We start from the raw sequence: 16,274 nt of genomic DNA, 5'->3' as shown, positions 1-16,274 counted from the left end.
CCTGACAATGACAGGGCGCTCGATCCGTCTCAGCCGCCGCAACGTGGACGCGCTGATCACCGCCCTGGCCCTGCCCGCCCTGCTTCTCCTGATCTTCGTGTACTTCTTCGGCGGGGCGATCGGCGGGCAGACGGGCACGCGCTACGTCACCTACGTCGTCCCCGGTGTCCTCCTGCTCTGCGCGGGCTTCGGCTCGTCGAGCACGGCCGTGGCGGTCACGGAGGACCTGAAGGGCGGCATCGTGGACCGCTTCCGCTCCCTGGACGTGAGCGGCACGGCGATCCTCGCGGGCCACGTCCTCGCCTCGGTGGCCCGCAACCTCCTGGCCACCGCGCTCGTGCTCGCCCTGGCGTTCGCCATCGGCTTCCGCCCTTCGGCCTCACCGGCGGCCTGGCTCGCGGCTGTCGCGGTGCTGGTGGCGTTCGTCCTGGCGCTGTCCTGGCTGTCCGCGGCGGTCGGACTCCTGGCCAGGTCGCCCGAGGCGGCGAGCGGCTACACCTTCTTCGTCGGCTTCCTGCCCTACCCGAGCAGCGCCTTCGTCCCCACCGACACCATGCCCCGCTGGCTCGCCGCCTTCTCCGACCACCAGCCGGTGACCCCCGTCATCGAGTCCCTCCGCACCCTCCTCCTCGCCCAGCCACCCGGCACCGCGCCGTGGGTGGCGCTCGCGTGGTGCGGGGGGATTCTGGTGGGGGCTGTGGGGGTGGCGGGGGTGTTGTTCAGGAGGCGGGTGGCGTGAGGGGCCGGGCGACGCGCCACAGGGTGTCGAACAGCACGCCACGCTGTCGGATCTTCTCGCGGGCAACCGCCCCCGAGTCGATGTGCCAGTGCGTGAGCAGGGCGTCGTACCCCATGAGGTCGAGCACTTCCCGCTCCGGCGGTTCGGAGGCGGGGCCCTGGACGACATGGTCGTATATCCCGTCGAAGAGCTGCTCGCGGCCGATCATGCAGAACTTCAGGAACGGCGATATGTGCAGGACCCGGAACTCCGCGTGCAGCTTCCCTTTCCGACCGGCACAGAGCCGACCACTCAGGGCGTGCATGGCCGCCGCGTTCCTGCGGACCTTCTCATCGAGTTCCCGCCGCCAATCGGGATCGTCTTCGGCCCTCCCGTCGACGACCCGCCCCGGCACCTCCATGGGCCTCCCGAAGTCCGGCACGATGACCCGCAACCGCACCTGCGGGTGCCCCCGCAGATCACGCCGCTCCAAGCAGAGCTTCAACTGCTCCACGACCGTCTCCCCGGTGAACCCGACGGCATCGATCCGGGGATCCGACGTCAGCACCTCGGTGAAGTACTGCCCGAGGTCCCCCGCCTGCACCTCGTGGCGCGCGGCGGGGTGCAGGGAGGACTTCAGGTCCTGTACGGCGCCGTACAGGACGTAGCCGACCAGGGTGAAGAGGGCTCCGCCCAGGTACACCTTGCCTTCCAGCGCGTCCCCGACCGGAGTCACGAACTGCGCGACCAGGCTCAGCACGAAGGCGAACAGCAGCAGCCCTCGGGTCAGCGCCGGCTCGACCCGCGTCCAGCGATCCCTGGTCCCCTCCCACGCTGTACGGCCGTCGGTCACCAACGCTCCCGTCCACACGCCAAGTCGCCGCCCCTTCCCGTGCAGGTGCACATGGTGCCCGGATCCCCTGCGATCAGGAAGTGGGGGGAACAGACCAGTAGGGCAACTCACCGATCCGTGCCGGAGCGCCGGGAGGGGTCCGCGTGCCAGTCCCGCAGGGCGGCGTCCACCTTTCGCCGGTCCGGCACCTCCAGCCTCAGGGGCTCGGCGGCACGCCGTATCGCCCGGCACACCTGTGCGGTCGCGTCCTGGAAGTCGTCGCTCCTCGCTCGTACGGGCAGCGCGAGGGCCGCACGCATGACGTCGGGAAAGACCGACTGCGCGTATTCGAAGTCCAAGTAGACCTGCAAATCGGTGTCGAGCCCGACGGTATGGGCGGCGAGGCCGGCCCGCACCATCTCCTGGCGCCACAGCGCCCGCATGTCCCCGTGCTGGTCCTTGTCGTAGTCCATACGTACGAGGTGGGTGGCCAGGTCGTGCAGTGGATCGCCGTACAGTGCCAGCTCCCAGTCGATGACGGCGAAGCCGCTGCCGCCGATGATGATGTTGGCGCGGTGGACGTCGGTGTGCAGCAGACAGAACGGTCGCTCGACCAGGCGGGGGCTGCTGTCCTTGAAGCCCGCCATGGCGTGTGGACGAATTCCCACGGCCTCGAACAGAGTTGCGAAGTGTTCGCGGTGAGGTCGGTGCACCCGTTCTTCGGTGAAGTCGATGAGCCAGTGCAGAAAGCCGGTGGTGTCGCCGTCCTCGGGCCAGTCGGCCCGTAGGGGCGGCAGCTCGTCCTTCGGTACCTTTGCGGCCCTGGCGAAGAACGCGGCGAGGCCCCGCAGGAGTTCGGGCTGCACCGGCAACTGGGGACCGCGTTCGGACAGCGGCTTGCCCGCGTGGTAGGCGTGCATCGACCAGTCACCGAAGTCGGCCAGACAGCGCGGCACTTCCCTCAGGTGACGTGAGACCACCGCGAGAACCTCGTTCTCCCGTGGCCAGATACGCGGCACCACCTCCACGGCCTGCAACGGCGTACGGCACTTCACCCGGGCCCTGGGCATCGTGCCGAGCAGCAGCGCCAGCCTCCAGCCGAGCGGAACGATGTAATTGCTGTTGTGGTACCCCGTCACCACCCTGCCGTGGGGCCGCTCACGATGCCCGGCCGCGAGCCTCCTCACCCACCGCGCGCGAAGAGTTGACAGCGGGCCGACCTGGGCCTCGAGTGCTCTGTGAGGCAGAGGGGGTGACATACGCCGAGAGTAGCGTCGGAGCGAGCACACGTTCTCCCCATGCCAGGAGGGGAACACTCGCTCGACCCACGCTGTGCACGGACTCCAGCCCCAACAGCCCCGTGGCACGCTCCGAACGGCTTCCGCGTCACTTGACGCACCCGAGCACCTGCCCCAACGACCGCACGACCACCCCCGCCCCCACCCCCCGCAACACCCCCTCCTTGCGCTCGTTGCGCGCGTACCCCAGGAACTCCACCCCCGCGTCCCGCGCCGCGAAGTAGTCCGCGGGGCTGTCCCCGATCATCAGGGCGCTCGTCGGGTGCGCGCCCATGGCCGACAGTGCGCGGGTGACGCAGTACGGGTTCGGTTTGAGGAGGTGGAGGTTCTGGGTGCGGCCGTAGATGTGGGGGGCGAAGCAGTCGATGAGGCCGCGGTCGGTGAGGTAGCTCGCGGCGACCCGCGGGGAGTTGTTGGTGGCGATGGCGAGCCGCGCGCCCACGGCCGTCCAGGTCCGGATCAGCGCGTCCGCGTACGGAGTCGGCCACGCCGACACCACCGCCTTCAGCTCCTCGTGCGTGAGCCGCTCCTCGAGTTCGGCGACGAGGTCGCTGTCGGGGTGGCGGTGGTCCACGGCCCGCAGGACGCTGTGCGGGTCGGGGTCGTCCCTGACGCCGCCCGCGAGGAGGCCGTGCAGGCCCTGCTCCTCCAGCCAGTCGACCTGCTGCCGGGCCACCCGCGCCGCGGAGTGGCGGGCGAATAGCCGGCAGATGGGCCCGTCGAAGTCGAAGAGCACGAAGCGGGCACGGCTCACCAGGTCGCGCAGGCCGTCCGGCGGAGCGTCCGCGTCGGCCGGCTCGGCCGCGTCGGTCGGGCGGGTGGTCGAGTGGTTGTTCGCGTCACCGGTCACCTAAGAGAGTGTTAGGTCCGTGGTGATCGTTTCCCAGAGGGCGGCGAACCACTTCTGAGATTCTTCGACGAAGCCGGTGTCGCGCGGACTGTTGCCGTCGGTGAAGGAGAACAGTGCCGCCGTGAGCCCGCCCACGTCGTAGGCGTCCACCGCCTCCAGCGGGTCGGCGCCCTCCGCCGCCCGCCCCTCGATGTCCGCGTCGAACGTCAACCGGGCGCGCTCCAGGGTGTAGTAGGCGAGCAGCGCCTCCGTGCCGTTGAGCAGGTACAGCTTCACCGGCGTGGTGAACGGCAGCGCGCGGAACGTGACCCTGACATCGATGCCGTGCGACTGCCGCAGCGCGGTGAGGTTGTGCCGGAGCACCTGTCCCTGGGCGTTGCGCTGCGCGAGCCAGCGCCGGTGCAGCCGGTCGCGGTCCCGCTCGTCGCCGGACGCGACCGGCACCGGGAAGGCGAGGTTGATCTCGCTGCTCGGCAGCAGGATCCGCACGTCGATCGACTGCGGCCGCAGTCGCCCCTCGTGGATCTGCCGGATCGGCTCCATGACGGCGTTCATCAGGGTCTCCGCGGTGTACGAGACCACGTCGATCCGTACGTGCGGCGCACCGAACGCTTCGGCGAGGCGGGGGGCGAGCGCCACCATCGACGGCTGCGGCTGGGGCTGCGCGCCGGGTGCGGCCGAGGCGCCGGGGCCTTCCGCGACCCGTGGCGGGCTGCCCCTGCTGATGTGGTTGAGCAGCCCGTCCCGCTGCAACGAGAGCAGCGCCTGGCGCACCGTGCCGCGCTCCACGCCGAACTCCTCGGCGAGCTTGGCCTGGGTGGGGAGGCGGTCACCCGTCTTGAGGGTTCCGGTACGGATGCGGTCGCGCAGGGCGTCGGCGATGTCCTGGGGGGAGGGCTTTCTGCTGCCGTTCACTGCACCGTTCTCCTTGGTCACGACCAGAAGATACAACTCGGCACAACTCGACGCCATCTCGCGATAGTTGACGCCAGGTTGTTTACGCACACTTACCAAGTGGGGACAACTCAAGTGAGTTGGTTGCCAACTCGCCAAGAGATGGCAGAAGGGGGAACCACCATGCCCGCCATAGCCCTCCTCGCAGCCGTGTTCGCCGTCACCGTCGAACAGATCGTGCAGTGGAAGTACGGAACCCTTGGCATCGTCGGCCTGCTCCTGCTGACCGTGGGCGTCAAGGCGAAGAACCCCACGTGCAGCTCCATCGGGGCGGCCGTACTCGCCCTGATGGTCACCGGTCCCGCCCTGTGACCGGGCGATGAGCCGAACCGGGGCCTACGGCCCCGCGTTCAGCCTCAGGTCCTGACTGATCGTCTCCCAGAGGGCGTCGAACCACAGCTGGGACTGCTCGACGAACGCCGTGTCCCGCAGCCCGTCCCCCTGTTGGAACGGGAAGAGCATCGACTGCGTTCCCTGGGCGTCCCACATCTCCAGGTGCTCCTGGCCGAATTCCTCGTTCCGCTTGGCCAGGGTGTAGTACGCGAACAGCGCCTCCGTGCCGTTGAGCAGGTACAGCTTCACGGGCGGGGTGAAGGGCAGGGCGCGGAACTCCACCCGTACGTCGATGCCGTGGGTGCCGCGCAGAGTCAGCAGGTTGTGGCGGAGCACCTGGCCCTGGGCGTTGCGCTGGTCGAGCCAGCGGCGGTGTACGTGGCCGCCCTCGTCCGCGCCTTCGACCGGTGCCGGGAACGCCAGGTCGATGTCCCGGCTCGGCAGCAGCACCCGCACGTCGACCTTGGCCGGTTTCAGCTGTCCGGCGTGGATCCGCCGCAGCGGTTCACCGATCGCCATCGTCAGCGAGACCGACGTGAGGCAGAGCGCGTCGATCTCCACGTGCGGCTCCTGGAAGGCCGCGGCGACGCGCGGGGCGAGCCCCACCATGGTGGGCTCGGGGCGGACCGTGTCGGGGCGCGACGCCGAGGGGGCCGCGACCGTGGCCGGGCTGCCCTTGGACACGTTGGCGAGCAACTGCTCGCTGTGCAGGATGCGCAACGCCTGGCGTACGGCACCGCGCTCCACGCCGAACTCTTCGGCCAGCTCCGCCTGCGTGGGCATGCGCTGCCCCGGCCGCAGCCGCCCGGACCTGATCCGGTCGCGCAGCTCGTCCGCCACATCGTGGTGCGAGCGGTGGTCCGGCGCGCTCGGCGCCTTCCGCTCGTTCACGGAGGTGTGGTCCGCACTCACAACCAAACCGTACAACTTCTCGCCATCTTTGGGGAGTTGCTGAGAAGGTGGTTATGAGACGCACCATCGAGGAGATAACTCAGATGGAGTTGGTAGCCAACTTGGGTGACATGGTCGGACTCTTCGGGGGGTTGGCCAACACCCGGAGCGCCGGGCCGAACCCGGCGCCCGGAGCGATCGGTTGGCAGCCGGCCAGGGGGCCCGCCGCCCCCGTACCGGAAGGGGGACCGTCATGCCACTCGTCGCCATCGTCGTCGCCGCCCTCGCCCTCGGGTTCGAGCAGCTCGTCCAGTGGAAGTACGGACCGATGGGCATCGTCGCGTTCGTGCTGCTCACCGTGGGGGTCAAGGCCAAGAACACCACCTGCGGCGGTATCGGGGCACTGATCCTCGTGCTGCTGCTCGCCCAGTCGGGCTGACCCGGCACACACCGCGCCGGGCCGACCGGGCCCGGCCCGCACACGGGCTGGCCGAGCTCTCATCCGGAGGGGAGCCGGGAGTTCGGTCAGCCGTCACACCGGGGGTCCCGGCCCCCCCAAGGACCAGGGGAGATCGGACGGGAACCCGGAGGGGACTGGGCGAGGACCCTCAGGGAAGCGTTCGAAGACCCTGCGGAAACGGCGGCGGGGTGGTCCGAGCCACTGGACCACCCCGCCGCTGTTCCCCCCGGGACGCTGTTCACTCCGGGACGCTGTTCACTCCGGGACGCGCGGGGGACACGACCCCCGGCGTCCGTCAGAGCACGGCCCGTATCTCGCCCACCTCGCGCCCCGCCCCGAGGAGCGGCGCGCTGCCGATCCGGTCCAGGACCGGCGCGTCGGTGCCGAGCAGGCGCAGGGCGCGGGCCAGGACCGGGCCGAGCACCCGGGTCGAGCCGTCGTCGATCTTGAAGGCGAGGGCCCGGCCATCGGGAAGCGCGACGGCCTGCACGGCCTCGGCGCCCATCTTCGACAGCGCCCCCGGCACCTCCCGCATCAGCCAGGTGTCGGGGCGCCGGGTCCCCGCGACGTACTCGGGGTGGGCCCGCATGGCGTCCGCGACCCGGCGCTCGGCGCTCCCGGCGGGGGCCAGGACGAAGTGCCGGTAGGCGCGGGCGAGGCCGGTCAGGGAGATGGCCATCAGGGGCGCGCCGCAGCCGTCCGTGCCGACCGCGGCGACGGGCTCGCCCGCGGCCTCCTCGATCACGTCGTGGACCAGGCGCTGGAGCGGGTGCCCCGGGTCGAGGTAGCTCTCCTTGGGCCAGCCGTTGAGGTCGCAGACCGCGAGCATGGCGGCGTGCTTGCCCGAGCAGTTCATGGTGACCCGGTCGCGGACGGCGCCCGCGGCCAGGTAGAGCTCGGCCTCGACGGGGTCGAGCGGCAGGTCGGGCGGGCACTGCAACTCGGCCGCGGTCAGGCTGTGCTCGGCGAGCAGCTTCCGTACGAGGTCCAGGTGGAACGTTTCGCCGGAGTGACTCGCGGCGGCCAGGGCCAGCCGCTCCCCGGACAGGTCGAGCCCGGCCCGCAGTACCGCGGCGGCCTGCATCGGCTTGTTGGTGGAGCGCGGGAACACGGGCGCGGTGACGTCGCCGAGCGCCAGCTCCACGGTGCCGTCGGCGGCGAGCAGCACCAGGCTGCCCCGGTGGCGGCCCTCGACGAAGCCGGACCTGACGACCTCGGCGAGGACCGGGGGGATGACGGGGGTGCCAGGGCCGGCCGAGGGCAGCGGCGTCGGCTGTGTCTTGGGCTTGCCCGGTGCCTCGGGCTTGTCCGGCGTCCCGGGCGTGCCCGGTCTCCCGGGCGTGCCCGGTATCTCGGGCGTACCCAGTGTCCCGGGCGTGCCCGCTATCTCGGGCGTGCCCGCTATCTCGGGCGTACCCAGTGTCCCGGGCGTGCCCGGCGTCTCGGGCGTACCCAGCATGTCGGGTGTACCCGGCGTCTCGGGCGTGCCCGGCGTCTTGTGCGTGTCCGGCATCTTCGGCCTTCCGGGGTGCGGGCGGTGCAACGACCGTCCGCGGGATGCCGGGGTGCCGGGACCGGCCGTCACGGCGGTCGTCCGGGCGCGGGTCGGCGCCGCGATCACAGGATCGCGGCGGCTCCGGGCGCGGGCGTCCGCCGGTGACACCGGTCACGGGTGTCCGCCGGGTCCCCGGGTGGAGCCGGGCCCGGCGGGGCGGTGGCTACCGCCGGGCCGGCGGGGTCACGCGAGCAGGTCGTCTACTTGTGCTTCGCCTTCACGGTACCTGCGTGCGATCTCCGCACTGCAATCGTCCGTGGTGCGCTGCATCTCCTGACGTCGCCGCGACACCTGCTGTTCGTACCGGACCAGGCGGCCCATGGCGGCGTGCAGCTCCTCGTCCGTGCGGGCGGCGAGGTCGGAGAGTGCCACCTCGGCGAGCATGTCGGCGGCGAGGCGCCGGTACTCCTCGCTGTGCGGCGTGCCGAGCGTCACATGCCTGGCCGACGAGCGGTGCCGTGCGGGGGCGTCCCTGAGGATCTCCGGGAGCCGGTCGACGACCAGGGGCGAGTCGGGGGCGCCCGCGGCTCCCGGGGCCCGGCCGCCGGTGCCCGCCTCCGCGCGCGGGCGGCTGCGGCGTGCGGTCTCGGCCCGCAGGATGTCGATGCGCCCCTGGAGCAGCCTGCGTACGTAACTCAGGTCGGCCTCGTCCTGCTGGGTGGAGCGGCGCAGCTGCCGCAGCTCGGGCAGGCGGAGTGCGGGCAGGTCGTGCGCGGGCGCGTCCGGCAGCAGCGGGCTGCCGGTGCGCTGGGTGGGCGGCCGCGACACGTTCGTCCCGCCCGTCCCGCCGACGCCGCCCGCGTCGCCCGTCCTGCCCGTCCCGGCCGCCCGTCTCGCCCCGGCCGTCCAGGGCATGTCGGACGCCTTGGGCGTACTGGGCGTACTGGGTGTGCTCATGTGGCTCTACCGTCCCCTCAGCCTGCGCGGTACACCGCGTGGAAGCATCGTGCCACCCCAAGTGGCCGCTCTGTGCGTGATGCCCCCAATCAACCCCGGATGGGGGGTTCTGGACCGGCGCACGGACGGCGTGCTCGGGCAGGGCATGATGGTCCGCATGCGTGCGGTGGTGCAGAGGGTGGACAGTGCGAGTGTCGTCGTGGACGGCGAGACGGTCGGGGAGATCGTGGGTGAGGGGCTGTGCGTGCTTGTGGGTGTCACCCACGACGACACCGCGGAGAAGGCCGGACAACTCGCCCGCAAGTTGTGGTCGTTGCGGATGCTCCAGGACGAGAAGTCCTGCTCGGACGTCGGTGCCCCGCTGCTCGTGATCAGTCAGTTCACCCTGTACGGGGATGCCCGTAAGGGGCGGCGGCCCACGTGGAACGCGGCTGCTCCCGGGGATGTGGCCGAGCCCCTCGTCGCGGAGGTCGTCGCTCGGCTGCGGGCGCTGGGGGCCACCGTGGCGACGGGGCGCTTCGGGGCCCACATGCGCGTGGGCCTCACCAACGACGGCCCCTTCACCGTCCTCCTGGACCTATGACCCGCCACGCTTTCCCTGGCCCCTGGGCCCTGTCCCTGCCGGGGGCACCCCAACCCCGCCCCTTCCCGTAACCAGGGGCGCTGCGCCCCCTGGACCCCAGCCCTTTGTCGGCGCTCCGCGCCTCGTCCTCAAACGCCGGACGGGCTGAAATACCCTCGCCGCACCGGAAGCCGCTGCCGCACCGGCGACAGTCCAAGCCCGTCCGGCGATTGAGGACGAGCGCGTAGCGCGATGGAGGGGCGGGCGGGTGGGGGTGAACGGAGAGGATTGCTACGGGGCCACCACGGGATCCTGGGCGGCGGCGGTCGTGCCGGCCAGGAGCTGCGCGTCCAGGGGCACGTTGCGCTTGATGAGGGCGAGGGCGATCGGCCCCAGCTCGTGGTGGCGTACCGAGGTGGTGATGAAGCCGAGCTTGCGCCCGTCGGGCCCGTCGGCGGCCAGGTGGAGGGGCGTACCGTGCACCGGCAGGTGCACCTCGCTGCCGTCCAGGTGGAGGAAGACCAGGCGCCGCGGCGGCTTGCCGAGGTTCTGGACGCGGGCGACGGTCTCCTGCCCGCGGTAGCAGCCCTTCTGGAGGTGCACCGCGCTGCCGATCCAGCCCAGCTCGTGCGGAATGGTGCGGTGGTCGGTCTCGAAGGCGAGGCGCGGCCGGTGCTGCTCGACGCGGAGTGCCTCGTACGCGAGGAGCCCGGCGGCGGGGCCCTGCCGCTCGGCGAAGGCGGGCAGGTCCTCGCGGGGCAGGAAGACGTCACGGCCGTGCGGCGTCTCGCGTACGGCGGCGGCCTCCGGGACGGGCGCGATGGACCCGGCGGGCAGGTGCACCACGGCGAAGTCGGCGGTGCGGTCGGCGACTTCGACGCGGTAGAAGAACTTCATGCTCTCCAGGTACGCGACGAGGGCGTCCTGGGTGCCGGGCTCGACGTGCGCCCACATCGTCTCGCCGTCGTCGACGAGGTACAGGGCGTGCTCGATGTGCCCGTTCGCGGACAGGATCAGCGCTTCCGTGGCGCGGCCCGCGGGCAGCTCGCTGACGTGCTGGGTGAGCAGCAGATGCAGCCAGCTCAGCCGGTCGGCTCCGGTGACGGTGAGGACACCGCGGTGCGAGAGGTCGACGAAGCCCGCGCCGTCGGCGAGGGCGCGCTGTTCGCGGAACAGGTCTCCGTAGTGGGCGGCGACGCCTTCGTCCACGCCCTCCGCGGGGACGGCGCCGGGCTGCGACAGCAAGGGGCTCTTCATGTTCACAAAGATTACGACCCGCGAGCCCCGGCGCTTATTCCGCCGCCGCCGTTCCGGCCGCCGCCGCCGATTCCGCCGCCGTCGCCGTACCGGCGTCGGGCGCCGGCTCCGCGTCCGCCCCGTCGGCGCACTTCGTACAGCGGCCGAAGATCGCGAAGTGCTTCAGATCGGTGTCGAACCCGAACTGCTCGCGCAGCTTCGCGGTGAACTCGGCGGCCACGTCGAGGTCGGCCTCGATGACGCCGGTGCAGTCCCTGCACACCAGGTGGATGTGGTGGTGGCGGTCCGCGAGGTGGTACGTCGGCGCGCCGTGCCCGAGGTGGGCGTGGCTGACGAGGCCCAGTTCCTCCAGGAGCTCCAGGGTCCGGTAGACCGTGGAGATGTTGATCCCCGACGCCGTCCTGCGGACCTCGCAGAGGATGTCGTCGGGGGTCGCGTGCTCGAGGGCGTCCACGGCTTCGAGGACGAGCTGGCGCTGCGGCGTGAGGCGGTACCCGCGCCGGCGCAGGTCGCTCTTCCAGTCGGAGTCGGAGTCGGTGCTCACCACGTCCCCGAGTTTAGGGCTATTTGAAGAAGGCGATGCCGTCGTCCGGCAGGTCGCCCAGGTTCCGCGCCATCTCGGCGACGTCCTCGGGCGTGACGACCTTCTTCAGCTGCGCCGACATGTACGGCCGCAGCGGCACCTCGGGGGTCTGCTTCTCGCCGACCCACATCAGGTCGCCCTTCACATAGCCGTACAGGCGCTTGCCGCCGGTGTACGGGCCGGCGGCGGCGGTGCGGGCCACGGCGTCGGTGGCCAGGTCGATCTGCGGCTTCTGGTGGGCCAGCTCGCCGTACCAGACCTCGACCACGCCGTCCTGGCGGACCATGACGACCTCGACCTTGCGGTCCTCATCGATGCGCCAGAAGCCCGACTCCGACTCGAGCGGCTCCACCTTGTTGCCCTCGGCGTCGAGCACCCAGGTGTGCGAGTGGAACTCCAGGAAGTCACGCCCGTCGTGCGTGAAGGAGACCTCCTGGCCGAAATTCGCCTTCGGCGAGCCGGGGAAGTCGGTGACGCCCGCGCCCGCCCAGTTGCCCAGGAGCCAGGCGAGGGGGACGAGGTCACGGTGCAGGTCGGACGGGATCTCGATCATGGGGTGCTCAGGAGTCTCTCGGTGGGGGGTGCGGTCAGCGCTGGCCCTGGTACAGCTTCTTCACGGTCAGCCCCGCGAAGGCGAGGACGCCGACGCAGACCAGGACGAGGAGAGCGGAGAAGAAGGCCTCAAGCACGGGGTGCTCCTTGATTCCTTGGTGAGGATGTGGGCGTGGGTACAGAGCCGTACCCCACTGTAGTCGGGCTCCGCTGCCGCCTCTCGCCGAGGTGGCCCACCCGCGCCCCGGCCCCCCGGTCGCGTCGGCCCCGGCCCGTCAGCGCCACCGGCTCCGGCTCGTCAGTGCGGTCGGCCCCGGCCCGTCAGCGCCGTCGTCTTCCGTCCAGCTCGTCCCACCACTCGTCGGACTTGGGGTCCCCCGAGCAGTCGTCCCACCAGCGGTCGTCGGGGCCGCGCCGGTTGGCGGTGACGGCGGCGAGCGGGGGAATCACCATGGCGACGACGCACATGCCGACGGCCACGGGCACCGACCAGAGCCGCACGACGCCCCAGGCGAGCACGAACAGGGCCACGCAGGTCCCCATCATGGCGAAGTACACCCGGCGCCGTCGCGCGTACATACGTCCAGCGTAGACGCGCCCGGCGGCAGACCGAAGGGCCGCGCCCCGCCAGTGGCGTCCAACCCCTGGGGCGCGGCCCTCGGCCCGCTGCGCGCGCCGCCGCCGGACGGCTCTCGCTCAGACGGCGATCGCGACCTCCGCGAGGCCACCGGTCTGCGCGACGACCGTACGGTCCGCCGAACCGCCCGGGACCAGGGCGCGCACGGTCCACGTGCCCTCGGCCGCGTAGAAGCGGAACTGGCCCGTGGCGGAGGTGGGCACCTCGGCGGTGAACTCGCCGGTCGAGTCGAGCAGGCGCACGTAACCGGTGACGGGCTCGCCGTCGCGGGTCACCTGGCCCTGGATGGTGGTCTCACCGGGCTTGATCGTCGAAGCGTCCGGGCCGCCGGCCTTGGCTCCACACATGTGTACTCCCAGGGGAACTAGGGGGAAGGAAGGTCGGGGGGTGCTACTTGCCGGCGCCGAGCTCGATCGGCACGCCGACGAGGGAGCCGTACTCGGTCCACGAGCCGTCGTAGTTCTTGACGTTGGTCTGGCCGAGCAGCTCGTGCAGCACGAACCAGGTCAGGGCCGAGCGCTCACCGATGCGGCAGTAGGCGATCGTGTCCTTGGCGAGGTCGACCTGCTCGTCCTCGTAGAGGGCCTTCAGCTCGTCATCCGACTTGAAGGTGCCGTCGTCGTTGGCGTTCTTCGACCACGGGATGTTGCGGGCGCTCGGCACGTGGCCGGGGCGCTGCGACTGCTCCTGCGGGAGGTGGGCCGGGGCGAGCAGCTTGCCGGAGAACTCGTCGGGCGAGCGCACGTCGACCAGGTTCTGCGAGCCGATGGCCTTGACGACGTCGTCGCGGAAGGCGCGGATGGAGGTGTCCTGCGGCTTGGCCTTGTAGTCGGTGGCCGCGCGCTGCGGCACCTGCGCGCCGTCGACCAGGTCGCGGGAGTCGAGCTCCCACTTCTTGCGGCCGCCGTCGAGGAGCTTCACGTCCTGGTGGCCGTAGAGCTTGAAGTACCAGAAGGCGTAGGAGGCGAACCAGTTGTTGTTGCCGCCGTAGAGGACGACGGTGGAGTCGTTCGCGATGCCCTTGCCGGAGAGGAGCTTCTCGAAGCCCTCCTGGTCGATGAAGTCGCGGCGGACCGGGTCCTGGAGGTCCTTGGTCCAGTCGATCCTGATCGCGTTCTTGATGTGGTTCTTGTCGTACGCCGAGGTGTCCTCGTCCACCTCGACGAGGACGACCTTCGGGTCGTCGATGTGGGCCTCGACCCAGTCGGCGTCTACCAGGACGTCGCTGCGGCTCATGCGTTTCTCCTCCGGAGCAGGTGCGGCGGGGCGGAACGGGAGGTGCGGATACACGGGTGCGGGGAGGCACGGGCGTACGGCACGGGATGGCCCTGACGGCGGTCAGCGGGCCTCGGGGAATACGGGAAACGGGCTCCCGCTCAGAGAGCGCGACAGAGCATGGCGGCGACGCGGCACAGGTCCACTGCCCGCCGCTTCGTGAGATCCGCCTGTCGATGCATGCGACCGATCGTAGGGACGCAGGGGCGGCCGTGTCACCGGCGTGTCGGATACTGAGACGTTTTCGTCCAGAATACGGACACGTGGTCGATTCCCGGCCGGTCGCGCGGGCCGGCCGCCCGCCGGACGCGCCGTGGGCGCCCGCCCCCCATCTGAGGAACGGACGCCCACGTCTCGTACTACGGACACTGCGGACAACTGCCGGAACAGCCGTGCGGGATCAGGACATCAGGTCCACGTTCTCGCCCTTCACCGCCACGTCCAAGCCGTCCGGCGCCGCCTGCACGGTGTCGAGCTGGACGCCGCCCGGCAGGTCGGTGATCTGCTCCTCGAAGTCCGTGACGTTACGGACCATGCCCTCGGGCAGCGGCAGGGAGACGCCGAGCACGTCGATCTTGTCGGGGATGGTGTCGGCGTGCACCTTGATGGAGTCGCCCTCGACCCGCAGGCTGCTCAGCACGTGCACGGGCTTGGGGAGCTTGGTGCCGCCCTTGCTCACCTCGACCTCGACCTTGATCTTGCCGTTGCCGCCGTCGGAGAGCCCGACGACCTCACCGGTGGCGCCGAGCGGCAGCTTCACCGGCTCCGACTTGGCGGCCTTCAGGAGCTCGTCGTAGGAGATCCGGGCGACGCCCGCGGCCCGGTCGGCGGTGGCGGAGCTGTAGTCGCTGGAGAAGTCGACGCCGTGCATGGTGGCGCTGAGGTCGGCGACGCGGATGGTGTCGCCGCCGGACTTCGCGTCGTAGTCCTTGATGCCGATCTCCACGTCGTCGAGCTTGCCGCCCAGCGCCTGGGTGAGGAAGGGGAAGCCCTTGATGGACACGTCGGGAGTGCTGCTGAGCCCCTCCTGCGACTTGATCTTCTCCGCGGCCTCGTTCTCCGCGAAGGACACGGCGAACCGGTCGGCCGCCACGAAGAGGCCGCCGAGGACCACCACGACGATCAGGAGTATGCGTATCGCGCGTTTGCTCATGCCTGCTGTTCCCCGTCCCCCGCCTCGGTCGTCCGTTCTGCCGCGAGCCTAGAGGACAGGTCCCCGGCCCGTGCGCCCGGCCGGGGACCTGTGGATCAGATGTGACATTCGGGGCCGAACGGTCAGCCGAGGGCGCGCCCCAGCAGGTACACGGCGGGTGCCGCCGCCGCGAGGGGCAGCGCGACCCCGGCCGTGAAGTGCACGAACCGCGACGGGTAGTCGTACGAGGCGACGCGGTGCCCGATCAGGGCGCACACCCCGGCGGCGAGCCCGAGCAGGGCGCCCTTGCCGCCGCCCGCGCCGGCGGCGCTGTCGAGCACGGTCGTCGCCCCGCCGACGGCGATCCCGGCACCGGCCGCCGCGAGCAGCGCCACCACCACCGACGCGGGCGTCGGCAGGGGCAGCGCACGGGCGACCACCGCGACCGCCACGGCCACGCAGCCGACGGTGGCGGCCTCGTGCGCGGCGGCCAGGTGCCCGGCCGCGATGATCGCGAGCGCGCTGGAGGCGACCGTCGCCATGAGGCCGTACATCCGCTCGTCGGCACCGGCGCGGCTGCGCAGCTGGAGGACGAGGACGAGCAGCACCCAGACGCCGAGGGTGCCGAGGATGGCGGCGGGGGCGCTGCCCTCGCCGGTGGCGAGCAGCGCGACGTCGGCGACGACACCGCCGAGGAACGCGAGCGCGATGCCCTGGCGGGCCGGCCACATCCCGTTCAGCCGGAACCATCCCGCGGCGGTCACCGCCTGGAGGACCACCAGCGGTACGAGCAGCGCGTACTGCCCCACCGCGGCGCCTCCGGCGAGCAGGAGCCCGAGCGCCGCGGTGAGCAGCGCCGGCTGCATCCCCGGCTCTATGACCGGGGACCGCCCCTCGGCCCGGGCCCGCTGAGCATCGGTGACCCGAACGTTCCCGGTCACGGTGGCGGGCCCGTACCCGGTCCCGACCTCGGCTTCCCTTGTGGACGACTGTCCCGCGGCTTGCCCTGTGGGCGGCTGGTCCGCAGCTCCCTCTGTGGGCGGCTGGCCCGCCCAGGGGGCGAGTGGGGTCTCCTCTGCTCGAGCGGAGCCGAGAGCTTGGGGATGGGCGGGCACAGCCCCACTGCCGGGTTCCTGGTAGTAGGCCCCGGGGTAATCCGTCCCGGCCGGGCCTTGATAGGCCTGGCCCTGGTACCCAGCCGGGGCATCCCCGTAGGACTGCGGAGGCAGATACGCCGTCTCGGTCGCGTCAACGGCAGGCAGCGGCGCCCCCACCTGCGTCTCCCAGGTCTGCCCCTCCCACTGCTGCGTGTCCTGCGCGGCGTACTGCTGTTGCTGCGCGTAGGGGTCCTGGTACCCCCAGCCCTGCTCGGCCTGGGGATAGCCCTGAGCCGCGTACCCGTCGTACTGCTCGGGGTGGTACGGCTGCTGCGGATGCTGGGGGTGGGGCTGCTGATAAGGGTCGTACGGTTCGTTGCTCATCGCGTAC

The 16,274-nt window shown here is 71.3% G+C and carries 19 protein-coding genes and 1 pseudogene; 4 read left to right on the top strand and 16 right to left on the bottom strand.

From position 1 onward, the window contains the following. Window positions 1–7: 7 nt before the first annotated feature. Window positions 8–739, top strand: a complete 732-nt coding sequence (locus tag ACH4DX_RS21330; RefSeq protein WP_398156580.1) for an ABC transporter permease — start codon at window positions 8–10, stop codon at window positions 737–739. Here the strand turns inward: ACH4DX_RS21330 and ACH4DX_RS21325 are convergent. The 4 genes from ACH4DX_RS21325 to ACH4DX_RS21310 all read right to left on the bottom strand — a co-directional run bounded on the left by ACH4DX_RS21325 (window position 720) and on the right by ACH4DX_RS21310 (window position 4,640). Further along, window positions 720–1,571: an ATP/GTP-binding protein gene (locus ACH4DX_RS21325; RefSeq protein ID WP_398156264.1), complete on the bottom strand. Its 852-nt coding sequence runs from the start codon at window positions 1,569–1,571 to the stop codon at window positions 720–722. The genes ACH4DX_RS21330 and ACH4DX_RS21325 overlap by 20 nt on opposite strands. 107 nt (window positions 1,572–1,678) lie before the next feature. After that, entirely contained in the window at window positions 1,679–2,689 is a 1,011-nt protein-coding gene (locus ACH4DX_RS21320; protein WP_398156263.1) for a phosphotransferase family protein, read from the bottom strand. Between the two features lie 247 nt (window positions 2,690–2,936). After that, window positions 2,937–3,614 carry an HAD family hydrolase gene (locus tag ACH4DX_RS21315; protein WP_398121441.1) on the bottom strand — a complete coding sequence of 226 codons (678 nt, stop codon included), beginning with the start codon at window positions 3,612–3,614 and terminating at the stop codon, window positions 2,937–2,939. Between the two features lie 84 nt (window positions 3,615–3,698). Then, entirely contained in the window at window positions 3,699–4,640 is a 942-nt protein-coding gene (locus ACH4DX_RS21310) for a winged helix-turn-helix domain-containing protein (RefSeq protein WP_398156579.1), read from the bottom strand. Between the two features lie 135 nt (window positions 4,641–4,775). Here ACH4DX_RS21310 and ACH4DX_RS21305 point away from each other — a divergent pair, with 135 nt between their 5' ends. Further along, on the top strand, window positions 4,776–4,964 hold the full coding sequence (locus ACH4DX_RS21305) for a hypothetical protein (RefSeq protein ID WP_030569040.1): 189 nt from the start codon (window positions 4,776–4,778) through the stop codon (window positions 4,962–4,964). A gap of 24 nt (window positions 4,965–4,988) precedes the next feature. Here ACH4DX_RS21305 and ACH4DX_RS21300 read toward each other — a convergent pair whose 3' ends face one another. Then, on the bottom strand, window positions 4,989–5,903 hold the full coding sequence (locus ACH4DX_RS21300) for a winged helix-turn-helix domain-containing protein (protein ID WP_398120921.1): 915 nt from the start codon (window positions 5,901–5,903) through the stop codon (window positions 4,989–4,991). Window positions 5,904–6,129: 226 nt separating this feature from the next. Between ACH4DX_RS21300 and ACH4DX_RS21295 the strand changes: the two genes are divergently transcribed. Next, a complete protein-coding gene (locus tag ACH4DX_RS21295; protein WP_398120919.1) occupies window positions 6,130–6,315 on the top strand; it encodes a hypothetical protein in 186 nt (61 codons plus the stop codon). Window positions 6,316–6,631: 316 nt separating this feature from the next. Here ACH4DX_RS21295 and ACH4DX_RS21290 read toward each other — a convergent pair whose 3' ends face one another. Both ACH4DX_RS21290 and ACH4DX_RS21285 read right to left on the bottom strand, forming a co-directional pair. Then, on the bottom strand, window positions 6,632–7,600 hold the full coding sequence (locus ACH4DX_RS21290; RefSeq protein ID WP_398156578.1) for an asparaginase: 969 nt from the start codon (window positions 7,598–7,600) through the stop codon (window positions 6,632–6,634). A 474-nt stretch (window positions 7,601–8,074) separates the two neighbouring features. Beyond that, window positions 8,075–8,788: an ABC transporter substrate-binding protein gene (locus ACH4DX_RS21285; RefSeq protein WP_398156262.1), complete on the bottom strand. Its 714-nt coding sequence runs from the start codon at window positions 8,786–8,788 to the stop codon at window positions 8,075–8,077. A 157-nt stretch (window positions 8,789–8,945) separates the two neighbouring features. On the opposite strand from ACH4DX_RS21285, the gene dtd reads away from it, so the two are divergent. Further along, a complete protein-coding gene (gene dtd / locus ACH4DX_RS21280; RefSeq protein ID WP_398156577.1) occupies window positions 8,946–9,371 on the top strand; it encodes a D-aminoacyl-tRNA deacylase in 426 nt (141 codons plus the stop codon). Window positions 9,372–9,641: 270 nt separating this feature from the next. Here the strand turns inward: dtd and ACH4DX_RS21275 are convergent. The 9 genes and pseudogenes from ACH4DX_RS21275 to ACH4DX_RS21235 form a co-directional block, all read right to left on the bottom strand. Further along, window positions 9,642–10,628: pseudogene (locus ACH4DX_RS21275) on the bottom strand (YgfZ/GcvT domain-containing protein); the annotation flags it as partial. 13 nt (window positions 10,629–10,641) lie between these two features. Then, window positions 10,642–11,154: a Fur family transcriptional regulator gene (locus tag ACH4DX_RS21270; RefSeq protein ID WP_398120914.1), complete on the bottom strand. Its 513-nt coding sequence runs from the start codon at window positions 11,152–11,154 to the stop codon at window positions 10,642–10,644. Window positions 11,155–11,170: 16 nt separating this feature from the next. Further along, window positions 11,171–11,743: an FABP family protein gene (locus ACH4DX_RS21265; RefSeq protein WP_398120912.1), complete on the bottom strand. Its 573-nt coding sequence runs from the start codon at window positions 11,741–11,743 to the stop codon at window positions 11,171–11,173. 320 nt (window positions 11,744–12,063) lie between these two features. Continuing rightward, window positions 12,064–12,321 (bottom strand): DUF3099 domain-containing protein, encoded by a 258-nt coding sequence (locus ACH4DX_RS21260; RefSeq protein ID WP_398120910.1) that lies wholly within the window; start codon window positions 12,319–12,321, stop codon window positions 12,064–12,066. Between the two features lie 117 nt (window positions 12,322–12,438). Then, the gene (locus ACH4DX_RS21255; RefSeq protein ID WP_030362227.1) at window positions 12,439–12,726 is read right to left on the bottom strand and encodes a DUF1416 domain-containing protein; all 288 of its coding nucleotides are present in this window, start codon (window positions 12,724–12,726) and stop codon (window positions 12,439–12,441) included. Window positions 12,727–12,769: 43 nt separating this feature from the next. Beyond that, window positions 12,770–13,615 (bottom strand): sulfurtransferase, encoded by an 846-nt coding sequence (locus ACH4DX_RS21250; RefSeq protein WP_398120908.1) that lies wholly within the window; start codon window positions 13,613–13,615, stop codon window positions 12,770–12,772. Between the two features lie 140 nt (window positions 13,616–13,755). Then, window positions 13,756–13,836 carry a putative leader peptide gene (locus ACH4DX_RS21245; protein WP_361843195.1) on the bottom strand — a complete coding sequence of 27 codons (81 nt, stop codon included), beginning with the start codon at window positions 13,834–13,836 and terminating at the stop codon, window positions 13,756–13,758. A 218-nt stretch (window positions 13,837–14,054) separates the two neighbouring features. Beyond that, a complete protein-coding gene (locus tag ACH4DX_RS21240; protein ID WP_398120906.1) occupies window positions 14,055–14,807 on the bottom strand; it encodes a DUF2993 domain-containing protein in 753 nt (250 codons plus the stop codon). Window positions 14,808–14,929: 122 nt separating this feature from the next. Then, window positions 14,930–16,267: a hypothetical protein gene (locus tag ACH4DX_RS21235; RefSeq protein WP_398156261.1), complete on the bottom strand. Its 1,338-nt coding sequence runs from the start codon at window positions 16,265–16,267 to the stop codon at window positions 14,930–14,932. Window positions 16,268–16,274 lie beyond the last annotated feature (7 nt).

Source organism: Streptomyces sp. NPDC017940 (assembly GCF_044328435.1).
In the GTDB taxonomy this organism is placed as follows: Bacteria; Actinomycetota; Actinomycetes; order Streptomycetales; family Streptomycetaceae; genus Streptomyces.
Note: the sequence above shows the minus strand (reverse complement) of the source record. Positions and strands in the feature narration are given on the sequence as shown.

Coding starts and splice junctions, on each gene's coding strand:
- ACH4DX_RS21330 (WP_398156580.1), top strand. CDS start 8: ATGACAGGGCGCTCGATCCGTCTCAGCCGCCGCAACGTGGACGCGCTG.
- ACH4DX_RS21305 (WP_030569040.1), top strand. CDS start 4,776: ATGCCCGCCATAGCCCTCCTCGCAGCCGTGTTCGCCGTCACCGTCGAA.
- ACH4DX_RS21295 (WP_398120919.1), top strand. CDS start 6,130: ATGCCACTCGTCGCCATCGTCGTCGCCGCCCTCGCCCTCGGGTTCGAG.
- ACH4DX_RS21285 (WP_398156262.1), bottom strand. CDS start 8,788: ATGAGCACACCCAGTACGCCCAGTACGCCCAAGGCGTCCGACATGCCC.
- dtd (WP_398156577.1), top strand. CDS start 8,946: ATGCGTGCGGTGGTGCAGAGGGTGGACAGTGCGAGTGTCGTCGTGGAC.
- ACH4DX_RS21265 (WP_398120912.1), bottom strand. CDS start 11,743: ATGATCGAGATCCCGTCCGACCTGCACCGTGACCTCGTCCCCCTCGCC.
- ACH4DX_RS21260 (WP_398120910.1), bottom strand. CDS start 12,321: ATGTACGCGCGACGGCGCCGGGTGTACTTCGCCATGATGGGGACCTGC.
- ACH4DX_RS21255 (WP_030362227.1), bottom strand. CDS start 12,726: ATGTGTGGAGCCAAGGCCGGCGGCCCGGACGCTTCGACGATCAAGCCC.
- ACH4DX_RS21250 (WP_398120908.1), bottom strand. CDS start 13,615: ATGAGCCGCAGCGACGTCCTGGTAGACGCCGACTGGGTCGAGGCCCAC.
- ACH4DX_RS21245 (WP_361843195.1), bottom strand. CDS start 13,836: ATGCATCGACAGGCGGATCTCACGAAGCGGCGGGCAGTGGACCTGTGC.
- ACH4DX_RS21240 (WP_398120906.1), bottom strand. CDS start 14,807: ATGAGCAAACGCGCGATACGCATACTCCTGATCGTCGTGGTGGTCCTC.
- ACH4DX_RS21235 (WP_398156261.1), bottom strand. CDS start 16,267: ATGAGCAACGAACCGTACGACCCTTATCAGCAGCCCCACCCCCAGCAT.